This window comes from Parabacteroides sp. TM07-1AC (assembly GCF_003480915.1).
Taxonomy (GTDB): Bacteria; Bacteroidota; Bacteroidia; order Bacteroidales; family Tannerellaceae; genus Parabacteroides; species Parabacteroides chongii.
Genome location: NZ_QUKD01000015.1, coordinates 89,581 through 112,504 on the forward strand (window position 1 = coordinate 89,581; position 22,924 = coordinate 112,504).

The window sequence follows — 22,924 nt, forward strand, 5'->3', positions numbered from 1 at the left end:
GGCATTATGTAATAGTGAAAAAGATTCACCTGGTTATTTTTTAGTTGTTTACTTTACGCGGTTTTCCGTCTTTAAACAATAGGTATTCCAAGGTGTGATAACCACGTACATTCTGTGCAGCTTCTACCGAAGCACTGTCGTCGTCTTCATCCCATTCCATTTTGTCGAAGTTACCTGATTCCAAGATACTAACAATCATGTTCTGGTCTAAAGGCCAGCTATCCATGTTAGGATCAAGACCCTCTGTGTCAACCGGACCGAACAGGAAGCCTTCGCTCTTTTCCCATGGTTCGCGAGCAACAAGCCATGCTTCGCTGGCTGCATCGAAATTGCTATTGCTCGGACTATTCTTGAACTGTTTAACAGCTTCGAACAAGGCTGCATTCTTTTCCATCAACGATTTGTAGGTCGGCAACACTACGTAGTCTGTGTATTGAACCAGGATTGCTTCCAGCTTGCTGTCGTTCGGTGTATTTTCATAGGCAGCACGTACGGCAGCTTTTACTTCTTTCAGAATATTTTCCAATGAAAGACAAGCTTCCTGAGCGGCTAATGCTTCATCACTGTTGATGTTGTTGCGGAAAGGCTGCGGGATATTCTGGATAGCTTCGGCTGTCGCATGGATGGCGTCATTCAACTTCTTGTTCATATCGGCATCCATTGCCTCAACCAATTTATAAATAGAGCTTGTCTGAATATCATTTTGGTCGTTTGCATCGTTGGCAGAAACCGTTCCGTAATAAGAGTTACGGATTGACCAGATGTTATTGGTATAGTCGTCGCGTGAATGCCAGCTATACCATGATTCTACGGCATAAAGTGCACCTTCTTTATCTCCTGAATTATATTTGTCAAGAGGGTCACCAATCTTTGCACTACCTACTTCGTTGGCGATTTCGGCGCATTTGTCGAAAATCTGTTCGATACCGTTCAATGCCGTTTTGATGCTTGTCTCGCCTCCGATATTATGTTTCTTGAATGCTTCTGCATAAGGACCAGCCCCTTTGTAGTCTTCATTCCAATATTTATATAAATTGGCAGCATCATTTTTAAGCAAGCTGGCAACGTTATACATGTAATTACCCCATGCCTCCGCATTTTCAGCAGAGTAGTCAAGATCTGTCGGTGTTTCCGTTTGAGGATCGTCGTCATCGTTTGAGCAAGCACTGAATGTCAGAGCTATACTTAACATAAATGCAGCAAATGATAAAAACTTCTTTTTCATTTTCTTCTGTTATTAAAATAGATTTATATTATTTCATTCTTTATTTGTTGATGAACCAGCCTACATAAGCAACTGCTAAACTGAACTCGTTTTCGCTGTTGTATTTTCCTCCGCCGATTTTGCGTGTTGTATAATCAGCTTTAACAACCAGGTTGGGGAGTGCATACCAGTTAACTCCGGCAGTCCACATACTTACTTTATCACGAAGGTCCATGGTCTGTTTACCTTCGCCCTTCTCTTGCGGATTGTAATATTCGTAACGCGCAAACGGATAAATTACCGGGACTTTCTTATTCTCTTTGAAGATAGAGCGAAGGTTAACGCCGACTTCGCCGGCATAGCTGACTGCATTTTTAGCAACCGGGGTAAGACGGCTGTAAGGAGATGTATTACTTTGTGTACCTATTTTGCCGGAAAGAGCTTCGGCATTGCTTAAGCTTCCGTAAATCAGATTTCCCCGGACTGTTACATACTTGTTTTTGTACTGAAGGTCTGCCGTGTAAATGCGTAGCGGACTTTTTCCTATACTGACAAATGTGTGCGGTTTATCAGAGTTTGCACCTACGTTGTTACAATAATAGAATGAGGCTCCGACTCTTAATCCGGGAACGCCTTCATAATTTAAACGACCTACGTAAGCAGGAGAAGTAAAGTTGTCTGTTTCGAAAATACCTTGTTTGCCTCCTGCAACCCATTCGTCGCGCGAGAATCCGCAGGCATTTAATCCGGAAACAACCAACGCTTCATAACTGAAGCGAGTATAATCTCTACCAAATGTACCGAACACTTCGATACCGTTTTCATGCCATGTGGAGGGGATAAGCGTTGCTTCTCCTTCAGGGCGGGATGTACCGAAGAAGTTGATAGGTTCATGATGCGCGTTCGTTAAACCGACCGGAACGATAATATGTCCCACCCGGACATTGAATGCGGGGTGGATTAACCGTGTGATATGAAACTGTTCCAGTGCCACTTCGCCACCTTTTTCGACTTCAGTTTCATATTCTCCGTTTTCTGTATTTTCAAGTTCATAAGCAGTACCTGTACCACCCGCTTCGAATTCAATTTCTGCCCCTAATATCCATTTAGGATTAAATTTATAGTCGAAAGCTACAACGAAACGAGGGATAGAGATTGAGTTTCTGTTTGTTTTTGCATTTCCATTATTCCCTCCGTAAAAGCGGTTGATACCATAATCCATAAAATTCGCTAGGATTTCACCATAACCGCCAAATCTAAATTTATCATAACCGCTGGCATAAATCTTTGCCGATTCATCTGCCGCTGTTGACTCTTCGTTGCTCTGTGCAAAGGCTGTTGCACAGGATCCAAGTAGAGTGATAGCCAACAAATTTGTTAATTTTCTCATTGCCTTTTGAAATTTTTGGCAAAATTAGGGCGGTTAAAAAGTATGCGCAATCGCGTATAGTAGGTATAAATTACCCGATGCTACCTATTTGTGGGTATTGTGTGGTGTTTTACTGGAAAAATGCTGTAAAATCCCTATTAATGGTTAGAGATGAGTAAGTTTTACATATATATAGGTATTGCAGGTACTTTTATATGACTTTACCTTTGCATCATCAATTAAGTTTTACTATTAGTATAATCGTCCTGACCGAAACCGAAATTGTTGATTTTTATGTACACCTATTATTTATAAGGTAAATACCCAAATGAAAGGGATTTTTTATTGGTTGTTCCTTTCATATAAAAGATGAGTCATTCTGTGAAGAATGGCTCTTTTTTTATTTACAACAGATACCCATTCTTTTCTTATTCTTTATATCTTTGTTTTCTAAAAATTAATCGTTCGATAGCCGTTCTTTATTCATTCGACTAATATCAAACGAATAGATGACAGCCGTTGAACGAGTAGAGAACGGCTATCGAACGATTAGTTTTTAGTGAGAAAAGAATTTGTTACTTTAAAATAATACCATATAATCTATGAGCGCACAATATGATCTGTATGAAACGCCTTCACCTAAAGGGAAGGAGGACAAGAAATCACTGCATGCCCGCATTTATCCTAAAAAAACGTATACGCGTGAAGAGTTTATTAGACATGTGGCTGCCTATGAACATTTGCCGAAAAATGTGTTGACCGGAGCACTCGATGCCATTGTTGACGACTTACGTTATCTGCTTGCTGAGGGCAACATCGTGGAAGTGGGCGAGCTTGGCTTTTTTAGTACTTCGCTGAAGTGTCTGCAGGAAACGGATGACGAGGAAGAAAAAATCAGGGCGGAATCAGTCACCTTCCAAAACGTACATCTAAGGCTCAGCAGCGAGTTTCGCAAAAAGATCAGCAGTGAGATGAAGCTGGAACGTGTGCATTCCCTTTCGCGAAAGAAGAAGAAAATCACCTCTACTGTGGAAGAAAGAAAGGAAAAGCTGGTGTCTTTTCTCAAAATAAATATCTGTATCACCCGAAAGGAATATATTCAGCTGAGCCAACTGACTTCTTACGGCGCTATGAATGAGCTGAATGATTTCATTAGCCGGGGAGTGCTTCGCCGGCGTGGCTCAGGCAAGTCTGTGGTATATGTTGCCGGCGAGAATCTGGATATTCTTTAATATAACACAGAATAGGTAGCCGGCACCTCTTTTTTTACTCAGTAATAGGTATTGTGCACTCTTGCGGGCTGCCCTATCTTTGCAATGTAAAAAGAAAGTAACACTATTAGTATAATCGCTATATCAAAACCTTTTTGCTAATTATGTAAGCATATAAGATGATTAAACGTTATGTCGGAATGTTTTTATTGGTTGTTTCCGACATAAAAAAGGAGCTTTCCTGTGAAGGACGGTTCCTTTTTTATTTCTTATTCGAACAATCAGTCATCCGACAGCAAACGAAGATATCACGATATCTTCGATCAGCATAATCGCTAATGACGGTGCCGTAATTGTTAAGGGTGCTGAAGGCAAGAATGTAGTAATCACGAACGTACTTGGTCTGACAATTGCTAACACAGTCATTACATCGTTTTGAAGCTACATTTTTCGTAGTTTTGTGGTAAAGAGTAAATGAAATGAGAATACAACGTAGGAAGGTGATTGATGAAAATAACATTTGGAGTAACCATGCAGAATTGAAGCAAGACTTCCCTTCCGCTGACGGGAGAACAAAAACGGACAAAACAATATAGGGTTAGCGATCAGCTGGCGGATAACAACAAAGGCTCTCATTAATTTTTTTAGGTCACAATTTGTGATCTTAAAGATTCATATTCATCTTTTTTTGTATTATTTATCATACCATGCCCAGTGATACCTAAAACAAGCGATACACCCTAGTTATAGGGCCTTTTTAGTAACTATTTGTAGTGATTTTGGCTGTTTGGGAGACATCCAGGTTGTACAATAGTTTTTAGTCACCTATAAAAGCAGTACCTTTGCATCGAAATTAAAACCGAAGTAAACAAAGATAGGTATGAAGTTTGAAAACGAGAACTGGGCGCAGTTCAAAGGCGAAATTTGGAAAAGAGAGATTAATGTAAGGGATTTTATCCTGAACAATTATAAACCTTATGAAGGGGATGATTCTTTCCTGAAGGGCTCCTCGGATAAGACGAAGAAAGTTTGGGATAAACTGACCGAAATGTTTAAGGTAGAAAGGGAGAAGGGTGTTTACGACGCTGAAACAAAATATCCTCAAGGCATAGATACTTACGGACCAGGTTATATTGACAAAGAAAACGAAGTAATTGTCGGCCTGCAAACCGATGCCCCTCTGAAACGCGGTATTTTCCCGAAAGGTGGTATTCGCATGGTGGAAAACAGCCTGGAAGCTTACGGCTACAAGCTGGATCCGATGACAAAAGAAATCTTCACAAAATATAGAAAGACGCACAACGAAGGCGTTTTCTCTGCTTATACGGATGAAATGATTGCAGCACGTCGCTCCGCTATCATCACCGGACTGCCGGATGCTTACGGACGCGGACGTATCATCGGTGACTACCGCCGCGTAGCATTGTATGGTACTGCCATCCTGATTGAAGAGAAAAAGAACTATCTGAAAAGACTCGATATTCAGGAACTGACGGAAGAGATTATCCAGAGCCGTGAGGAGATATCCGAACAGATCAAGGCTCTGAAAGCCTTCGAAAAGATGTGTGCCGGCTATGGTTTCGATGTGACTAAACCAGCAAAGGATGCACGCGAAGCCGTTCAGTTTGTCTATCTGGCTTACCTGGCTGCTGTAAAAGACCAGGATGGTGCGGCTATGTCGTTGGGACGTACTTCTACTTTCCTCGATATTTATATTGACAAAGATCTCCGTGAAGGTAAACTGACGGAAGAAGAAGCACAGGAGTTGATCGACCAGTTCATTATCAAACTGCGTATTGTCCGCTTCCTGCGTACTCCGGAATATAACGATCTGTTCTCCGGTGATCCGGTTTGGGTGACTGAATCTTTAGGCGGGCAGGGTGTCGACGGCCGTTCTTTGGTAACAAAGACATCTTACCGTTACCTGCATACATTATACAACCTCGGTCCGGCTCCGGAACCCAACCTGACAGTGCTGTGGTTTAACAATGCTCCCGAAAACTGGAAACGTTTCTGTGCAAAGGTTTCTATCGATACTTCTGCTATCCAGTATGAGAACGACGATCTGATGCGTCCGGATTATGGCGATGATTATGGTATTGCCTGCTGTGTATCTCCGATGAAGATCGGTAAACAGATGCAGTATTTCGGTGCACGTGCCAACCTGGCTAAATGTTTGCTGTACGCGATCAATGGAGGACGTGACGAACGTTCGGGCGTACAGGTGGCTCCGAGATTCGAGCCGATCACCAGCGAATACCTCGATTACAACGAAGTAATGGAGAAATACGAACAGATGATGCGCTGGCTGGCGAAAGTATATGTCAATGCTCTGAAGATCATCCACTATATGCACGATAAGTATGCTTACGAAGCATTCGAGATGGGCTTGCACGACGGTCATGTGGAACGTATCCGCGCGACAGGTATTGCCGGTCTTTCTATCGTTGCAGACTCGTTGGCGGCTATCCGCGATACGAAAGTGAAGGTGATCCGTGATGAACGCGGACTGGCTGTCGGCTTTGAACGTGAAGGCGATTATGTTCCTTTCGGAAATAACGATGACCGTACGGACAGTATTGCCGTAGATATTACTGAAATGTTCATGGAATATCTGCGCCAGCACCAGACATACCGTAATGCTACTCCGACACAGTCTATCCTGACCATTACTTCCAATGTGGTCTATGGTAAGAAGACAGGGGCTACTCCTGACGGGCGTGAAGGCGGTACGCCGTTTGCTCCGGGTGCCAACCCGATGAACGGACGCGATACCAAGGGGGCGATCGCAGCACTGGCTTCTGTTGCCAAGTTGCCGTTCCAGCATGCACATGACGGCATCTCTTATACGTTTGCCGTTTCTCCTGCTACTTTAGGTAAAGAACGTGATACCCAGATCGCCAATATGGTTGGTTTGCTGGACGGTTACTTTACTCCGGACGGCGGACAACATCTGAACGTAAACGTATTCGACAAGGAATTGCTGCTCGACGCAATGGATCATCCTGAAAAGTATCCGCAGCTGACCATCCGTGTTTCCGGTTATGCCGTAAACTTCGTGAAGCTGACACGCGAACAGCAGTTAGACGTAATTTCAAGAACAATCAATCACTCACTTTAACAGTTGATAGTTGACAAGTGACAGTTGACAGTTAGAGGATGCGTAAAGCTTCTCTACCTGTCATCTGTCAACAGTCAACTGTCATCTGTCAACTATCATGAAGGGGAAAATTCATTCTTTAGAAAGTTTCGGGACAGTCGATGGCCCCGGTATTCGTTTTGTTGTTTTTATGCAAGGGTGTCCGCTTCGTTGTCTCTATTGCCATAACCCGGATACCTGGGATAGCAGGGGAGAAGCTAAATACCTGTTGACACCGGAAGAACTACTTGCCGAAGTCTTACGTTACAAGAATTTTATAGCTAAAGGAGGGGTGACTGTCACAGGGGGAGAACCTTTGTTGCAGGCAGAGTTCCTTACTGCTTTTTTCCGTCTTTGCCGGGAAGCCGGCATCCATACGACACTGGATACCTCCGGTTATGTCTGTATACCGAAAGCATTGGAGGTATTGGAATATACAGACCTTGTCCTGTTGGATATAAAAACGATCGATCCCGAATTACATCCTCGGTTGACGGCTGTAAAACTGGATAATACATTACGCTTTCTGGATGAACTGGAGAAACGGGATGTTCCTGTATGGATCCGTCACGTCATCGTTCCCGGATGGACGGATAATGACGAAGCCTTGGGTAAACTGGCGGAATATATCAGCCGTTATAAAGTGGTACGGAAAGCCGAACTGTTACCTTACCATACAATGGGTGCTTACAAATACGAAGCACAAGGGATGGAGTACAAATTAAAAGACGTAGAACCTCTGTCTGCCGAACGTCTGGCAAATGCAAAAGAGATATTTAAGAAACAGGGTATAACCGTGTAACCCTATTCAATCCGTTCCCTGTGAATTTTTGCCGATAGGAAGAACATAGTTTTGTCCCATATTGTTACTCAAATAAAAGTAGGAACGAATATGGAACAACATCATCACGACCATCATCATCACGAAATAACCTCTTTGAATAAAGCCTTTATCATCGGTATTACCTTGAACCTGGCATTTGTTGTAGCCGAGTTTGCAGCGGGTTTCTGGTATAATTCGCTGGGGTTGCTGTCTGATGCCGGACATAACCTGGGCGATGTTGCCAGCCTCGTATTGGCTATGCTGGCTTTCCGGCTGGCAAAGGTACATCCGACCGCCAGTTATACTTATGGATATAAAAAAAGTACGGTACTGGTCTCCCTACTGAATGCGGTCATTCTGTTGGTCGCTGTCGGTATCATTATAGCTGAGAGTATAACGAAGCTGCTTCATCCCCGTCCGGTGGAAGGAGATGCTATCGCCTGGGTTGCCGGGATCGGTGTCGTTATCAATGCGGTTACGGCGTGGCTTTTTATGAAAGATAAGGATAAGGACCTGAATGTGAAAGGGGCTTATCTGCATATGGCAGCGGATGCGCTGGTGTCTGTCGGTGTCGTTATTTCCGGGATTGTCATTGCACATACCGGCTGGTACATCATCGACCCGGTGATCGGGCTGGTCATCGCTTTGGTCATTATCTATTCTACCTGGGGATTGCTGCGTGACAGCCTGCGTCTTTCGCTGGACGGTGTTCCTTCCGGAACGGATATCGAAAAGGTCGAAAAAGCCATGCACGCCGTGGAAGGTGTGAGAAGGGTCCATCACCTGCATATTTGGGCGATCAGTACGACTGAAACAGCCTTGACCGCCCATGTTTCGATCGACGATCTTTCAGAAATGGAACGTATCAAACAGGAACTAAAACATGAGTTGCAGCATGTCGGCATACATCATGCCACCCTGGAGTTCGAGACCTCGGAAATCAAGGGTGAAAACCTCTGCTGGCCAGATTGACTCTTCTTGTTAATAACTCTGAAATGCTGATACTCAAAGATTTTGTCTATGAGTGCATAAAACCTTTCGATTGGATTTTTTGTTCTTACCTCGAATCGGCAACTTATCTTTGCATCAGAAACAAAACAAAATAGTAATAACGATTAAAATAAAAATTCTATGGAACCTATTATCAATTCACAAGCACCCGAGTTCAAAGTACAGGCATACCACAATGGTAAGTTCGAAACTGTAAGCAGCGACGATATCAAAGGCAAATGGGCAATTTTCTTTTTCTACCCGGCTGACTTTACTTTCGTTTGTCCGACTGAGTTGGTAGATATGGCTGACAAATATGACCAGTTCCAGGCTATGGGCGTAGAGGTTTACTCTGTAAGTACAGATTCACACTTCGTACACAAAGCATGGCATGATGCTTCTGAAACGATCCGTAAGATCAAATATCCGATGTTGGCTGACCCGACAGGCGTATTGAGCCGTGCATTCGGTGTCATGATCGAAGAAGACGGTATGGCTTACCGCGGTACATTCCTGGTTAATCCGGAAGGAAAGATCAAACTGGCTGAAATCAACGATAACGGTATCGGTCGTAATGCAGACGAACTGCTTCGTAAAGTAGAAGCAGCTCAGTTCATCGCTGAACACCCGAGTGAAGTTTGTCCTGCCAAATGGAAAAAAGGCGGCGAAACATTGAAACCGAGCATCGATCTGGTCGGTAAGATCTAAGAAAAGCGAAAGCTTTTCTTAATTGAAAATTGAGAATTGAAAATTGAAAATGAGTCTTTGGTACAAGGTTTTCAATTCTCAGTTCTCAATTCTTTTTTCAGGGATTAATTTTCAATTTTCAACTTTCAATTTTCAATTAATATGTTAGATGCATCAATGAAAAATCAGTTATCCGGCATTTTCGGCGGATTAACGAACGAATATATTTTTGACGTGCGGGTTTCTCCTGAACACGAAAGCCGCAAGGAACTGTTGGAACTGCTGAACGATGTAGCAGATTGTTCCGATAAAATCTCTGTACAGGTAGCCGATGGCGACGGTCTGGAATTTTCCTTGTTGAAGAACGGTGAGAAAACCGGGATAAAGTTCCGCGGTGTTCCTAACGGACACGAATTTACGTCTCTCCTGCTGGCACTTCTGAATAGCGATGGCAAAGGTAAAAATATCCCCGATGAAAGTATCTGCAACCGTGTGAAAGCTCTGAACGGTCCGGTCAAACTGACTACCTATGTCTCTCTGACCTGTACCAATTGTCCGGACGTAGTGCAGGCTTTGAACGCAATGGCTACACTGAATCCGGAGATCACGCATGAGATGGTAGACGGGGCGATCAACCAGGAAGAAGTGGAAGCCATGAAAGTGCAGGGTGTCCCTTCTGTCTTTGCCGACGGCAAACTGATCCATGTGGGACGGGGCGATTTCGGTGAACTGCTCGGTAAGCTGGAAGCTCAGTACGGCGTGAAGGAAACAGACTTGCCTGTTGTTGAGAAGAACTACGATGTGATCATTGTGGGCGGTGGTCCGGCTGGTAGTGCGGCTGCCATCTATACGGTGCGTAAAGGCTTGAAAGTAGCCGTTGTTGCAGATCGTATCGGTGGTCAGGTGAAGGAAACGGTGGGTATTGAGAATATGATATCTGTTCCTCAGACCACTGGTCAGCAACTGGCGCTCGACCTGATGTCGCATATGAAAGATTATCCGATCGACATCCTCGAACATCGCCGTGTGGAGAATGTGACAATAGAGGGCCGTGATAAGATATTAACGACTTCTACCGGCGAGAAATTGATTGCTCCTGCCGTGATTGTGGCAACCGGAGCGAGCTGGCGTCGTCTGAATATCCCTGGTGAAGCGGAATATATCGGACGTGGTGTCGCTTTTTGTCCGCATTGTGACGGACCGTTCTATAAAGGGAAACATGTCGCTGTAGTGGGTGGCGGTAATTCCGGTATCGAGGCGGCTATCGACCTGGCTGGTATCTGCTCGAAGGTAACAGTGTTGGAATTTGCCGATACGCTGAAAGCCGACCAGGTATTGCAGGATAAACTTAGAAGCCTGCCCAATGTGGAGATATTCATGAATTCACAAACTATGGAAGTATTGGGGAACGGTGAGAAGGTAACCGGTATCCGTGTCAAGGACCGTCAGACGGATGAAGTACGTACGATTGAGTTGGATGGTATATTCGTTCAGATAGGTTTGGCTGCTAATAGCGGTGCTTTCCGTGAGGTAGTGGATACGAACCGTCCGGGTGAGATCGTGATCGATAACCATTGCCGTACCAGTGTGCCGGGTATCTATGCGGCAGGCGATGTTTCAACTGTGCCTTACAAACAGATTATCATTTCGATGGGCGAAGGGGCGAAAGCGGCACTGACTGCTTTCGAAGACCGGATGCGCGGCATGTTGTAACGTAACGGTATATATTATAAAAAGAGACCCTCAAGCTATGGACTGAGGGTCTCTTTTTTATAAGGACTTGGCAGGATATAAGGCTTCCCACCATTCCGGTTGTTCTTTCAGCCATTTGGCGAACCAGGCGTAGATTGTATTGTTCCACTCGGTACGTTTCTTATAGTCGAAAATCTGATGATTTTGTCCTGTCACTTGTATAAAGGCGGTTTCCTTACCCAGTAGTTTCAGGGCGGTAAACATCTGGATACTTTCTCCGACAGGCACATTCGTATCGACGGAGCCATGCAGGAACAGGAGCGGAGTATTGATCTTATCTGCATGGAACAACGGACTTTGTTCTACATATATATCGCGGGCATTCCAGGGGTAACTGTTTGCCGTTGCCAGCGAACTGTATGAATAGCCCCAGTAACCTTCTCCCCAATAACTTGTAATGTCGCTGATACCGGCATGTGAGATAGCTGCGGCGAAGATATCTGTTTTTGTTTGCAGGTACTGTGTCATAAAACCTCCGTAAGAAGCACCGATACAACCGATCTTCTTGGCATCGACGAAATTATGTTCTGCACAGAACTTCTTTGTCCCTTCGATAATCTCATCACCGGTACGTTTCCCCCAGGCGTTGACGTGGCGTGCTGAGAACTCCTGTCCGAAACCGGTTGCTCCGCTGGGCTGGATAATATAAACGATATAGCCCAATGCAGCATATGCATGTGACGGATAACGGTTTTCCAGCGAACGTTCTGTCGGGCTTGTTCCACCGTAATAGTTGACGATCAGCGGATATTTTTTGTTCGGATCGAAATGAGGAGGCAGGTAGTAACGTCCGTAAATCGTATCACCGGCAGCAGCTTTAAAATTCCAGTCACGAACTTCTCCCAGCGTGATATCTTTGAGTATGTCTTTGGAAAGGTCTTTCAGGCAGACTGTCGTGTTCTTTTTCAGGTTCACAGAGTAAAGACGTTGCGAATTGGAAGCACTTTCTCCGTAATAGACCAGCTCGGGAGCTGATTCGGCTAGTGTGAAATCAGAGAGTATATCTTCTTTTAGCGGGATCGGCTTGATCTTGCCGGTGGACGGATTGAGGACATACAGGCGAACGCAATCTTTGTCTTCTCCCTGCAGATAGATTTGCTTGTCATGTCTGTTCCAGGTAAAATACTGAATGGATGGGTTAAAGTCCTTGCTGACGGGAGATACCTGTTTACTGCCTAAATCATAAATGAACAGTTGACCGTCGGCAGTGTTGGATGTTTGTCCCGGCGCGATATTCAGCCCGATGCCGTCAAACGCTTCCCCTGAACCTTCGATAGCCAGTAGCTTCCCGTCCGGAGAGAAAGTGGCGCGGCCGATAAACGGATCTTTTAGCAACGCTTCCGTTTCCATCGTTTGCAGGTCCATGCGATAAAGGGTGGTGATGCTGAACGGGCGTTTGGTCAGTGTGCGCTCCTGGCTTGTGAATAGCAGGTAACGGCCATCCTGTGAAATATCATTGAGCGAAGTGGAGTTATGCCCGTAAGTCAGGCGTTCGAAAACTCCTGTCGCCAGATCGTATTTGTGGAGGAAGGAACGGTTGCGCCATCCCGGTTGACGGTCGTCGGGGACCAGTATCTCTTCCATATCCTTATCTTTTTTAGGACCTTCCTCAGATACGGTAAACAGCAGATACTCTTCGGTCGGGGAGAATATGAACCATCCGTCAGGCAAGTTGGAGGAAAGTACATTTTCTGTTTTGGTTACAGGATCGATACTTACCAGTTCTTTGCCCTGCAAGCCGTTACGTGTATAGTAGAGGAGGTTGCTTTGCGGCATCCAGCTGTAATCGTTGGAGCTGCTTTCGATCAGGACCTGTCCGCTGGCCCGGTCGGTAACCTGCTGGAATGATTCGGTTTTACCTCCGGGAAAAGTGGTCTGGTAAGCTGTCAGCAGATATTTCCCGTCCGGAGAGAGGCTGACGGAACGCATGCGTGTCCCGTCGAACACATCGCTGATGGTATATCTTTTTTCCGGATCAGTCGTAGCCGTAACAACCGCTTCTGCTTCCGTTTCGAAAGTGACTTTCAGAGAACCAGTTTTATCTTTTTCCGACAGGTATTTGATCACGACTTCATAGCGGTGAGGTTCCAGAGTCAGTGCAATCTTTCCATCTGCGGGAGTCTGCTTTTCATTATTTATATAGACTTTGTAGGTTTCCGGTCCTTTTATCTGCAAAGACCCTTTTACATATCGGTCGCTGTTCAGATAGAAAGAAGCCAGTCCGATATGGCAAGCCTGACTAGTACCCGGCAACGTACTTTCCCCGTTGGTATCTGTCTCCAGGAATTGTGCGCTTTGGCGGACATTACTAAACGGAATGGCTGTTTTCAATAACTCTTTTTCTGTGAATTTCTTGCTGTTTACGTCGAGGCTGTCTTGCAGGAACGGCTTTTTAACTTCATAAGGGCCGGCATATCTGAACTGTTTCACAATCACCTCTTCGGCAAACAGATTATAGCAGGAACAGATCGCCGCCAAAAGTAACATGTTTTTTCTCATGGCGAATAAAATTAGATATTTGGTGCAAAGGTATTTATTCCTTGGAGGATTTTAAACAAAAAAGCCGATTAAAGGTTGCATCGAAATGATGTAATCCTTTAACCGGCCTTGTATTGGTATTTTTATATTCTATTGAATACTGATTTCGTCAACGAACAGATAAGCAGGATTGCCTGCACCACCATGCCATGCAGGCAGTTTGTCGCTCTTGATGATCACTTCTACATAACGGGCTTTTACCGGTGCAAAGGTAACTTCCTGCGGGTAGATGCCGTCTTTGTCCGATTGCTTTAATGAAGGGATTGTTTTGGACACTACTTCCTTGAAGTTCTTGCCGTCTTCGGAAACCTTGACGGTAACTCCGGCAGCCCCCATGATCCAATCGCCTTTTACCACATTGGTATTGAAAGATACTTTGCTGATTTCAACCGGCTGTTTCAGGTCGATCGCTGCATCCAGGTCTTTTCCCTGGAAGCCCAACCAGCGGCCAGTCTTGTAGTTGCTGTCGCCGATCAGGCCGTCTGCCATTTCGGGACCGCCTTTGAACTCATATCCTTTGCTCGGTGCAACGCGCAACGTAACCGGCTTTGCAGTCGATTTGCTGAACGTGATCTTTTCAGAGAATACGCGGCTGTTACCTGCAGGACGTACTACAACGGCTTTTATCGTCGCATTTTCCTTGATCTTTACAGGTGCTTCGTATTTATTGCTTGCGCTTGTCGGCTCGCTGCCGTCCAGTGTGTAATAAATATCGCCGTCGCCCATGGTCGACAGGTTGACAACGATCTCGCCGTTTTCCGTATCGGTCGTAAATTCGGCATGGATGTCGAAAATATTCTTGGCGTAATTGTATCCCAGGCGGTCATACAGTTTAGTCATGCGTACCATGCGGGGCAGGAAGCTCTGATATTCCTTCTTGCTCGGGTCTGTCCACTGCACTTCTGCCAGAGCAGCCATACGCGGCATGACCATATATTCAACCTGTGAGAAAGTCGGGATATATTCAGTCCAGAGATTAGCCTGCACGCCGATCACATATTTCTTATATTCATCCGGGATACCGGCAGTCGGTTCCAGTGAGTAAACCCGTTCCAGCGGCAAGTAACCACCGATAGCCATCGGTTCGTTTTCCGTATCGGTAGACTGGTAATAGTCGAAATAAAGATACGTATTCGGGGTCATGATCACATTGTGGTGTTGTTTGGCTGCTTCGATACCGCCATCCACGCCACGCCAGCTCATAACCGTAGCATTCGGTGCCAGTCCGCCTTCCAAAATCTCATCCCAACCGATGATATGACGGCCTTTGCTTTCCACGAATTTTTCCATCTGCGAGATTATAGAACTCTGCAAATATTCTTCCGCACTGTGCTTCTTGTCTCCTTTGATGCCTTCCGCCTTGATTCTTGCCTGACATTTCGGACAGGTTTTCCAACGTACTTTCGGGCATTCATCACCGCCGACATGGATGTATTCGGAGGGGAACAGGTCGATCACTTCCGAGAGCACATCTTCCAGGAACTGCATGGACTTGGGGTTTCCGGCACAGATCACATCGTTGGAAATTCCCCACTGCTGCCATACATCATACGGACCGCCCGTACAACCCAGTTCCGGATAAGTAGCCAATGCAGCCTGCTGGTGTCCCGGCAGGTCGATTTCAGGGATAATCGTGATAAAACGTTGCTGGGCATAAGCGATCACGTCACGGATTTCGTCCTGTGTATAGAAGCCGCCGTAAGGTTTGCCGTCATATTCTCCGGTGTTATGTCCGATCACGGTCTGTTTGCGCTGGGAACCGATTTTTGTCAGTTCCGGATATTTCTTGATCTCGATACGCCAGCCCTGGTCGTCTGTCAGATGCCAGTGGAATGTATTCATATTGTGCAGAGCCAGTATGTCGATATACTTTTTTATTGAATCCACTGTGAAGAAATGACGGGAAACGTCGAGATGCATGCCGCGGTAGGCAAAACGGGGATAATCGTTGATCGTTACAGACGGCAGTTCGATATTCATTCCTTCGGCAACAGCCGGGATCGACTTGCGCAAGGTCTGTATGCCGTAGAACACTCCGGCTTCGCTGGCACCAGCCAGTTCGATACCTTCGGGAGTGACTGTCAGACGGTAACCTTCCGGGTTGGAAATGCTTTTGTCTATCGAAAGATGGATCGGTTTCGAGCCTTTTGCCGTAACGACTTTCGGAGCATAACCGGTTGCTTCTTTAATATAAGCAGCCAGAAATTCGCCAGCCTGTTTCAGCAGATCATTCCCTTCCGGATAGACAATAGATGTAGAAGGTGTTAACACAAAAGAGCCTCCATTGATCATGGATACTTCCTGGGGCAGGGGAATAATCCCGTAATCGCCTTTAGCGACTTTTCCATCGGAACAGGCCATCATTCCGGCAAAAGCTGCACAAAGCAGCGTCAGTTTGCTTAGTTTATTCATGCGTTATATAAAGTTATAAATGATAATGTCTTTTTCTTGTATTTATGATCTGTCTTAGAGATTGTTCCCAAAGATAGTAATTTATTTTATTTCTGATATAAATTTGCCTGTTAATCGGTGATGTTATTGTATTTCTATCGTTTTATCTTTCTTGAAGAAATCGTTTATTTTCTTTACTGTACTACATTTAGTATAAGCATCGTGACAATAAATGAGTGCTTGTCCTTCACGGGCTGCTTCTTCCAGTATGCGTATTTTTTCCTGATAAGATGTAACGGGAAAAGTGTCATAGGCTGAAATCCAATCCGGGGAAACGCTTGCTGCCAGGGGAATCACATCGCCTATGAAGACAAAGGTTTGTTCCGGCATCCGGATATAAGGAGCGATCTGTCCCGGTGTGTGTCCGTCGAAAAGACGCAGGTCGATACCCGGACAAAGTTCCGTGTCTGTATCGATGAGGCGTAACAGCCCGTTATCGGCTATCGCCTGCATGTTCTCTATAAAATAAGAATCTTTTTCCAGAGCGTTCGGATGGAGGAAATTTTCCCACTGTTTGCGGCTGACCCAGTAAGTGGCGTTGGGAAACGCCGGGAGTATTTCTCCCGTTTCTTCATTTTTCAGGGTCGAATAGCCGCAGTGGTCAAAATGCAGATGGGTAAGTACTACATCCGTCACCTGTCCGGCCGTGATACCTCTTTTCTGCAATTCTTCCCCCAGGTCAACCAGGTCGAAGAAATTATAATAGCTTAACTGCTTCAAATGCTTGGTGCCTGCTCCGTTGTCTACGAGGATCACTTTTTCAGGAATGTTTGATATTAACAGGCTCCTCATTGCCAGGACACAGCCGTTCGTGTCGTTGCTTGGATAACGCCGGCTCCATGCGGTTTTCGGAATAGCTCCGAACATGGCTCCGCCATCTGCGTAAAAGTAACCTGTATCGATTATCTGTATATTCATTTCACTTTTTTTGTGTCAAATATAAGCCTATTTTTTCTATTACTGGTATGGTGAACCTTGATGAAATTGTGTACATTTGCGACAAAATCTAAGCGATGCGAAAAGTTCATTTAATCTCCGTAACCGAACCTCTTGTGCTTGACCTGGCTTTGGCTATTCATGAGAAGGGATATGAAGTGAGTGTTTCCGGTGATGGTATGACGGAAGAAGTGATAGCGAAGCTGCACACTGCTGGTTGTACATGTCATGGAAACGGATGGTTTCCGGAGAGATTAACAAAGGATAATAATTTTGTCGTTTTGGGCGCCACTGTCAAGCAGGATAATCCGGAACTGATAAAAGCTAAGGAATTAGGGTTATTGATTCTCTCTATACCTGAATTCATATTTCAGCGGACCAAAGAGAAAACTCGGGTAGTCGTTGCGGGAAGCCGCGGAAAGAAAACGGTTATCTCGATGATCATTTATGCCCTCCAGCGGCAGAAGATGGTTTTCGATTATGCCCTGACCAGCGAAATCCCTTTGTTGCCGAATCGTGTGCATATGAGCTACGAGGCGCGTATTGCCCTGATAGAAGGCGATGAACATGTTACATCGGCATTGGAGAAACGTTTCCAGCTGGAGTTTTTCCGTCCTCACATCGCGATACTGACCAATCTGGCCTGGACACCGGAAACGGATCACGCCAGCCCGGATGCCTATTACGATACATTCAGGAATTTTACGACCTTGATCGAACGGGAAGGGAAGCTGATCTATTTCGAGGGGGATCCGGCTGTGAAACAGTTGGCTGAAGAGGTGCGTGAAGACATTACCGCTATCTCTTACGGTGCGCATCCTGTGATCGAAAAGGACGGTGCCACTTTCCTCCAGACCCGTTACGGCGAATTTCCGATACAGGTCCCGGACAGTTATTTCCTGACGAATCTGAATGCTGCACGCCTGGCATGCCGCCAGTTAGGTGTTAAAGATGCTGATTTTTATCGGGCGATATCCGAATATAGTGTATCTTTGTAGCTATGATTGTAGCGAAACAAAAAAGAAAAGAAAATATAGCCGAGTATTTGTTGTACATGTGGCAGGTGGAAGACCTGATACGTGCCAATCAGTTTGATCTCGATTCGATCCGCCGGACGGTGATTGCCCAATATGACCAGCCGGAAGAGGTGAAAGAGGAGATTGCCAAATGGTATGAGGAACTGATTGATATGATGCGTAGCGAGGGTGTCATGGAAAAAGGACATATCCAGCTGAACAAGAATGTGATCATAGCCCTGACCGACCTGCACCTGCGGCTGTTGAAGTCGCCTAAAGAGATGATCTACGGGGCGGCTTATTATAAAACGCTTCCTTATATAGTACAGCTCCGGGCAAAGTCCGGGGGGGAAGACTTGCCGGAACTGGAGACCTGTTTTAATGCAATCTATGGTTATCTGCTTCTTCGTATGCAGGGGAAAACCGTCAGTCCGGAAACACAGGAAGCGATTAAACAGATCAGTTCTTTCCTGGCTCTTTTAGCCGAGAAGTATCGTGAAGATATGAACGGAGAATTGAAATTAGAAGATTAACGAAATGAAAACAGTATTAGTAACCGGTGCCAACGGGCAGCTGGGCAATTCTATTCGCCTGCTGGCAGAGAACCATCCGGGATATAATTTCCTTTTTACGGATGTCGATACGTTGGACATTACGAATCCTGCTGCTGTGCGGGGGATGATAAAGGATAATCAGGTTGATTTTGTATTAAACTGCGCTGCCTATACGGCAGTCGAGAAGGCGGAAGAGGATGAAGCCCTGTGCCGCCGTATCAATGCTTTTGCTGTCGGTGTGTTGGGAAAAGCGGCACATGAAGCCGGAGCAAAGATGATCCATGTCTCTACCGATTATGTTTTCAGCGGAACAAGCTACCGTCCTTATGTGGAGACAGACGTTACTTGTCCGGTTTCCGCTTACGGGCGGACCAAGTTGGCCGGTGAAGAGATCCTGCAGGAAGTTTGTCCGGATGCAGTTATTATCCGTACGGCATGGCTCTATTCCGAGTTCGGTTCTAATTTCGTAAAGACCGTACTTCGTCTGGGTAAGGAGCGTGACCAATTAGGCTTTGTCTTCGACCAGATCGGAACGCCGACCTATGCGGGTGATTTGGCTGCTGCGATTTTGGCAGTGGTAACAGCCGACGAGCGGAATGCTTTCGTGCCGGGAATCTACCATTTCTCGAACGAGGGTGTTTGTAGTTGGTACGATTTCACGGTAAAAATCCTACAGATTGCCGGAATTGATTGCCATGTATTGCCGATCGAAACGAAAGATTATCCGACAAAGGCAGTACGCCCGCCTTATAGCGTGCTGAATAAGAAGAAGATAAAAACAACCTACGGTATCACTATCCCGCATTGGGAAGAGAGTCTTCGCCTCTGTATGGAGAAACTTTAGGGTGTTGATAACCCTGTTGATATGTTGAGAAGTATGTTGATAACTCTGTTCATAACCCTGTTTGAAATAAAATAAACGATATAAAAATGAGTCAGTATTCAGAAGAGATTAAAAGAAGAAGAACGTTTGCTATTGTCAGCCACCCGGATGCCGGTAAGACCACATTAACGGAAAAACTGCTGTTGTTCGGTGGTGCGATCCATGTGGCGGGTGCCGTAAAATCCAATAAGATTAAGAAGACGGCAACCTCCGACTGGATGGAAATAGAAAAACAACGTGGAATCTCCGTTGCAACCTCTGTGATGGCTTTCGACTATGAGAATCATAAAGTAAATATCCTCGATACACCCGGTCACCAGGATTTCGCCGAAGATACGTTCCGTACATTGACTGCCGTAGACAGTGTTATTATCGTAATCGACATCGCCAAAGGTGTGGAAGCACAGACCCGTAAGTTGATGGAAGTCTGCCGTATGCGTAAAACGCCGGTGATCGTGTTTGTCAACAAGATGGACCGTGACGGTAAGGATCCTTTCGACCTTTTGGATGAGATTGAAGAAGAATTGCATATCAACGTGCGTCCTTTGAGCTGGCCGATCGACATGGGACAGCGTTTCAAAGGGGTATATAATATATATGAACAGAAACTTGACCTTTACACACCGAGCAAACAGTATGTGACGGAGAAGATCGAGTTTAACGATATCAACAGTCCTGAACTGGAAAATCATATCGGCGATACGCTGGCTGAAAAGCTTCGTTCGGATATCGAACTGATCGAGGGTGTTTATCCGGAGTTCGATGTGGATACGTATCTGAGAGGGGATATTGCTCCTGTCTTTTTTGGTTCTGCGCTGAACAACTTCGGTGTAAAGGAATTGCTGGATTGCTTTGTCAAGATCGCGCCGTCTCCCCGTCCTATCCAGGCTGTGGAGCGTGTCGTTGAACCGGAAGAGGATAACTTTACCGGCTTTGTTTTTAAGATACATGCGAATATGGACCCGAACCACCGCAGTTGTATCGCTTTCGTAAAAATCTGTTCCGGTCGTTTCGAACGAAATGCTCCCTATAAACATGTCCGTTTCGGTAAGCAACTGCGTTTTAGCAGTCCGACGGCATTCATGGCTCAGAAGAAAGAGACGGTGGATGAGGCTTTTGCCGGTGACATCATCGGTCTGCCGGATACCGGTAATTTCAAGATCGGTGATACGCTGACTGCCGGTGAAGAACTTCACTTCAAAGGATTGCCGAGCTTCTCGCCGGAAATGTTCAAATACATTGAAAATGCCGATCCGATGAAGGCCAAGCAGTTGAACAAGGGGATCGAACAGTTGATGGACGAAGGGGTTGCACAGCTTTTTACCAACCAGTTCAATGGTCGGAAGATCATCGGTACGGTAGGACAATTGCAGTTTGAAGTAATTCAGTACCGTCTGCTACATGAATATGGTGCTCAATGTAAATGGGAACCGATCAGTCTTTATAAAGCCTGTTGGATCGAAAGTGACAATCAGGCTGCCCTGGATAATTTCAAAAAACGTAAATCGCAGTATATGGCGCTCGACAAAGAGGGGCGCGATGTCTACCTGGCTGATTCCGGCTACGTCTTGACAATGGCACAACAGGATTTCCCGGATATCAAGTTCCATTTTACGTCGGAATTTTGATACCCCCAGTTGCACGATACAGAAATAGCATTTCTGTATCGTGCAACTGGGTATGGGGAAATGAATTGTTCCCTTATAGGGTATCAGAGGATAGGTTATAGGGTATCCGATGATGGGGGATAGGGCGTTTATATATACCCTATACCGTGTGAGATTCTCCTGAGAACGAGGTTTATAATATTCCTTTTATCTCTTCCAGGCTTTTAACCGTATAGGTTGGAGTAAACTCCTGGGGAGGTAATCCCTGTGGATTGAACCAAAGTTGGTCTATTTTGGATTGGTGGGCACCGAAAATATCGGCTTCGAAACAGTCGCCGATCATCAGTGTTTCACAACGGCGTGAATTGGTATTGATCAAAGCGAAGTCGAAAATACCCTTATGAGGTTTTTGTATGCCGGCATCTTCTGAAAGGATCATCCGGGTAAAGTAAGGTGCCAGTCCGGAATTGCGGAGTTTTTTGTCCTGTACTTCGCGGAAACCATTCGATAAAATATACATGCGGTAGGATGGGCGCAGGTATTCCAGCAACTCGATCGCTCCGGGAACCAGTCCGGTCTTGGTTGTCGTACGTTGCAGGAAATCGTTGTTGACGGCAAGCACCGATTTGGTATCTTCAATACCCAGTGGACGGAGCACGTAACGGAAACGGTCGACAATAAGCGTCTGACGGTCGATCTCGCCTGCCCGATATTGCTTCCAGAGCAACTCGTTGTGTGGCCAGTAGATATCGAAGAAAGCCTCGAAAGAGGCGTAATACCGATCCAAGTGGTGATCGGTATAAATCTCTTCGAGGCATTCTTTATTATTGTGGTACGTATCCCAAAGGGTATCGTCCAGATCTATAAAGAGGTTTTTGTATTTCATCATCCTACTTCAATAACCAGATATTTGCCCAGGCTCCAAAATGTTTTCGGGTCTGTGATGTTCAATGTCAGATTACCGTCTTCGTCTTTTACGAATTCGTAAGAACCGTCCGGGTGATTGGATTTCAGTTTGGCTTTACCGGCGAACAAAGGTATTTCCTTCACTTCGCGGATGTCGACGGAGATAAAGTAATCTTTGTTGAAGCCACTCTGTAATACTTTTGATTTAGAGAAAAGACCGCCTCCGGAAAGGATTTTCTGGTCCTTCAGTTCTTTGGCAGTACCGAAGCAATAGTAAGCCGTGTTGAGTGCCTTGTCCTGTTCGCCTAACTTTTCCGATTGGGCGGCTGCGGTTGTTGCCAGGTTTTCCACATCTTCATTCAGGGAAGAAACCATTTCATCCAGTTCCTGGATACGGACATTTTTCTTTGCCAGGTCTTCCTGCAAAGCGACGATCATGGTTGCTTTCTGGTCCAGTTCGGAAGAAAGACGGTTGATCGTTTTCTTTAAAGCTGCAGATTGTATGCCACTCTTTTTCAGTTTTTCTTCGAGCTGGCTGATCGTTTCTTTATTCTTTTTCAGTGTTTCGCTGATCAGCTGCATGTTCTGCTTGATCTGTTCGCGGTTACTTTTACTGAACTCTCCGCCGCTTTGCTGCTGGATATTCAGGTAGTTTTCTGCATCGCGGATAGACTGTATGTCTGCCTCTACATCATTTAATGTTGTGAGGATCTCGTTCATCTCGCTGGTCGCTTTCGTATTCTCGATTTTCAGAGAGTCGTTTTCGGCTTTCAGCTTTTTGTATTCGGCCGAATTTTGTCCGCAGGATACCAGTAATGTTGCGCAGGTACAAACTAATAATAACTTTTTCATTTTCTT

The 22,924-nt window shown here is 45.4% G+C and carries 18 protein-coding genes; 11 read left to right on the top strand and 7 right to left on the bottom strand.

The window, feature by feature from the left end:
- Positions 1 to 40: 40 nt before the first annotated feature.
- On the bottom strand, positions 41 to 1,225 hold the full coding sequence (locus tag DXD68_RS22835; RefSeq protein WP_122363760.1) for an imelysin family protein: 1,185 nt from the start codon (positions 1,223 to 1,225) through the stop codon (positions 41 to 43).
- Between the two features lie 40 nt (positions 1,226 to 1,265).
- The gene (locus DXD68_RS22840; protein ID WP_122363761.1) at positions 1,266 to 2,594 is read right to left on the bottom strand and encodes a porin; all 1,329 of its coding nucleotides are present in this window, start codon (positions 2,592 to 2,594) and stop codon (positions 1,266 to 1,268) included.
- A 581-nt stretch (positions 2,595 to 3,175) separates the two neighbouring features.
- Here DXD68_RS22840 and DXD68_RS22845 point away from each other — a divergent pair.
- The 7 genes from DXD68_RS22845 to ahpF all read left to right on the top strand — a co-directional run bounded on the left by DXD68_RS22845 (position 3,176) and on the right by ahpF (position 11,136).
- Positions 3,176 to 3,805, top strand: a complete 630-nt coding sequence (locus DXD68_RS22845; RefSeq protein WP_122363762.1) for a DNA-binding protein — start codon at positions 3,176 to 3,178, stop codon at positions 3,803 to 3,805.
- Between the two features lie 259 nt (positions 3,806 to 4,064).
- On the top strand, positions 4,065 to 4,223 hold the full coding sequence (locus tag DXD68_RS24620; RefSeq protein ID WP_255419304.1) for a DUF6383 domain-containing protein: 159 nt from the start codon (positions 4,065 to 4,067) through the stop codon (positions 4,221 to 4,223).
- Positions 4,224 to 4,664: 441 nt separating this feature from the next.
- Entirely contained in the window at positions 4,665 to 6,905 is a 2,241-nt protein-coding gene (pflB, locus tag DXD68_RS22850; RefSeq protein ID WP_122363763.1) for a formate C-acetyltransferase, read from the top strand.
- Positions 6,906 to 7,002: 97 nt separating this feature from the next.
- The gene (pflA, locus tag DXD68_RS22855) at positions 7,003 to 7,725 is read left to right on the top strand and encodes a pyruvate formate-lyase-activating protein (RefSeq protein WP_122363764.1); all 723 of its coding nucleotides are present in this window, start codon (positions 7,003 to 7,005) and stop codon (positions 7,723 to 7,725) included.
- Positions 7,726 to 7,815: 90 nt separating this feature from the next.
- Entirely contained in the window at positions 7,816 to 8,718 is a 903-nt protein-coding gene (locus DXD68_RS22860; RefSeq protein ID WP_122363765.1) for a cation diffusion facilitator family transporter, read from the top strand.
- A gap of 159 nt (positions 8,719 to 8,877) precedes the next feature.
- On the top strand, positions 8,878 to 9,444 hold the full coding sequence (ahpC, locus tag DXD68_RS22865) for an alkyl hydroperoxide reductase subunit C (RefSeq protein WP_122355897.1): 567 nt from the start codon (positions 8,878 to 8,880) through the stop codon (positions 9,442 to 9,444).
- A 141-nt stretch (positions 9,445 to 9,585) separates the two neighbouring features.
- On the top strand, positions 9,586 to 11,136 hold the full coding sequence (ahpF, locus tag DXD68_RS22870; RefSeq protein ID WP_122363766.1) for an alkyl hydroperoxide reductase subunit F: 1,551 nt from the start codon (positions 9,586 to 9,588) through the stop codon (positions 11,134 to 11,136).
- A gap of 57 nt (positions 11,137 to 11,193) precedes the next feature.
- Here ahpF and DXD68_RS22875 read toward each other — a convergent pair whose 3' ends face one another.
- The 3 genes from DXD68_RS22875 to DXD68_RS22885 all read right to left on the bottom strand — a co-directional run bounded on the left by DXD68_RS22875 (position 11,194) and on the right by DXD68_RS22885 (position 17,082).
- A complete protein-coding gene (locus DXD68_RS22875; protein WP_122363767.1) occupies positions 11,194 to 13,674 on the bottom strand; it encodes a S9 family peptidase in 2,481 nt (826 codons plus the stop codon).
- A gap of 129 nt (positions 13,675 to 13,803) precedes the next feature.
- Entirely contained in the window at positions 13,804 to 16,125 is a 2,322-nt protein-coding gene (locus tag DXD68_RS22880; protein WP_122363768.1) for a glycoside hydrolase family 20 protein, read from the bottom strand.
- 123 nt (positions 16,126 to 16,248) lie between these two features.
- The gene (locus tag DXD68_RS22885) at positions 16,249 to 17,082 is read right to left on the bottom strand and encodes an MBL fold metallo-hydrolase (RefSeq protein ID WP_122363769.1); all 834 of its coding nucleotides are present in this window, start codon (positions 17,080 to 17,082) and stop codon (positions 16,249 to 16,251) included.
- A gap of 95 nt (positions 17,083 to 17,177) precedes the next feature.
- On the opposite strand from DXD68_RS22885, the gene DXD68_RS22890 reads away from it, so the two are divergent.
- The 4 genes from DXD68_RS22890 to DXD68_RS22905 all read left to right on the top strand — a co-directional run bounded on the left by DXD68_RS22890 (position 17,178) and on the right by DXD68_RS22905 (position 21,181).
- Positions 17,178 to 18,098, top strand: a complete 921-nt coding sequence (locus DXD68_RS22890) for a Mur ligase family protein (protein WP_122363770.1) — start codon at positions 17,178 to 17,180, stop codon at positions 18,096 to 18,098.
- Positions 18,099 to 18,100: 2 nt separating this feature from the next.
- Positions 18,101 to 18,649 carry a DUF4924 family protein gene (locus DXD68_RS22895; RefSeq protein ID WP_122363771.1) on the top strand — a complete coding sequence of 183 codons (549 nt, stop codon included), beginning with the start codon at positions 18,101 to 18,103 and terminating at the stop codon, positions 18,647 to 18,649.
- A gap of 4 nt (positions 18,650 to 18,653) precedes the next feature.
- Positions 18,654 to 19,514 carry a dTDP-4-dehydrorhamnose reductase gene (gene rfbD, locus DXD68_RS22900; RefSeq protein ID WP_122363772.1) on the top strand — a complete coding sequence of 287 codons (861 nt, stop codon included), beginning with the start codon at positions 18,654 to 18,656 and terminating at the stop codon, positions 19,512 to 19,514.
- Positions 19,515 to 19,600: 86 nt separating this feature from the next.
- Positions 19,601 to 21,181 (top strand): peptide chain release factor 3, encoded by a 1,581-nt coding sequence (locus tag DXD68_RS22905; protein ID WP_122363773.1) that lies wholly within the window; start codon positions 19,601 to 19,603, stop codon positions 21,179 to 21,181.
- 172 nt (positions 21,182 to 21,353) lie between these two features.
- Here DXD68_RS22905 and DXD68_RS22910 read toward each other — a convergent pair whose 3' ends face one another.
- Positions 21,354 to 22,046, bottom strand: coding sequence for a YjjG family noncanonical pyrimidine nucleotidase (locus DXD68_RS22910; protein ID WP_199715795.1), 693 nt, complete (start codon positions 22,044 to 22,046; stop codon positions 21,354 to 21,356).
- Positions 22,046 to 22,918 (bottom strand): hypothetical protein, encoded by an 873-nt coding sequence (locus tag DXD68_RS22915; protein WP_122363775.1) that lies wholly within the window; start codon positions 22,916 to 22,918, stop codon positions 22,046 to 22,048. Before DXD68_RS22915 ends, DXD68_RS22910 begins: the two co-directional genes overlap by 1 nt.
- Positions 22,919 to 22,924: the final 6 nt, after the last annotated feature.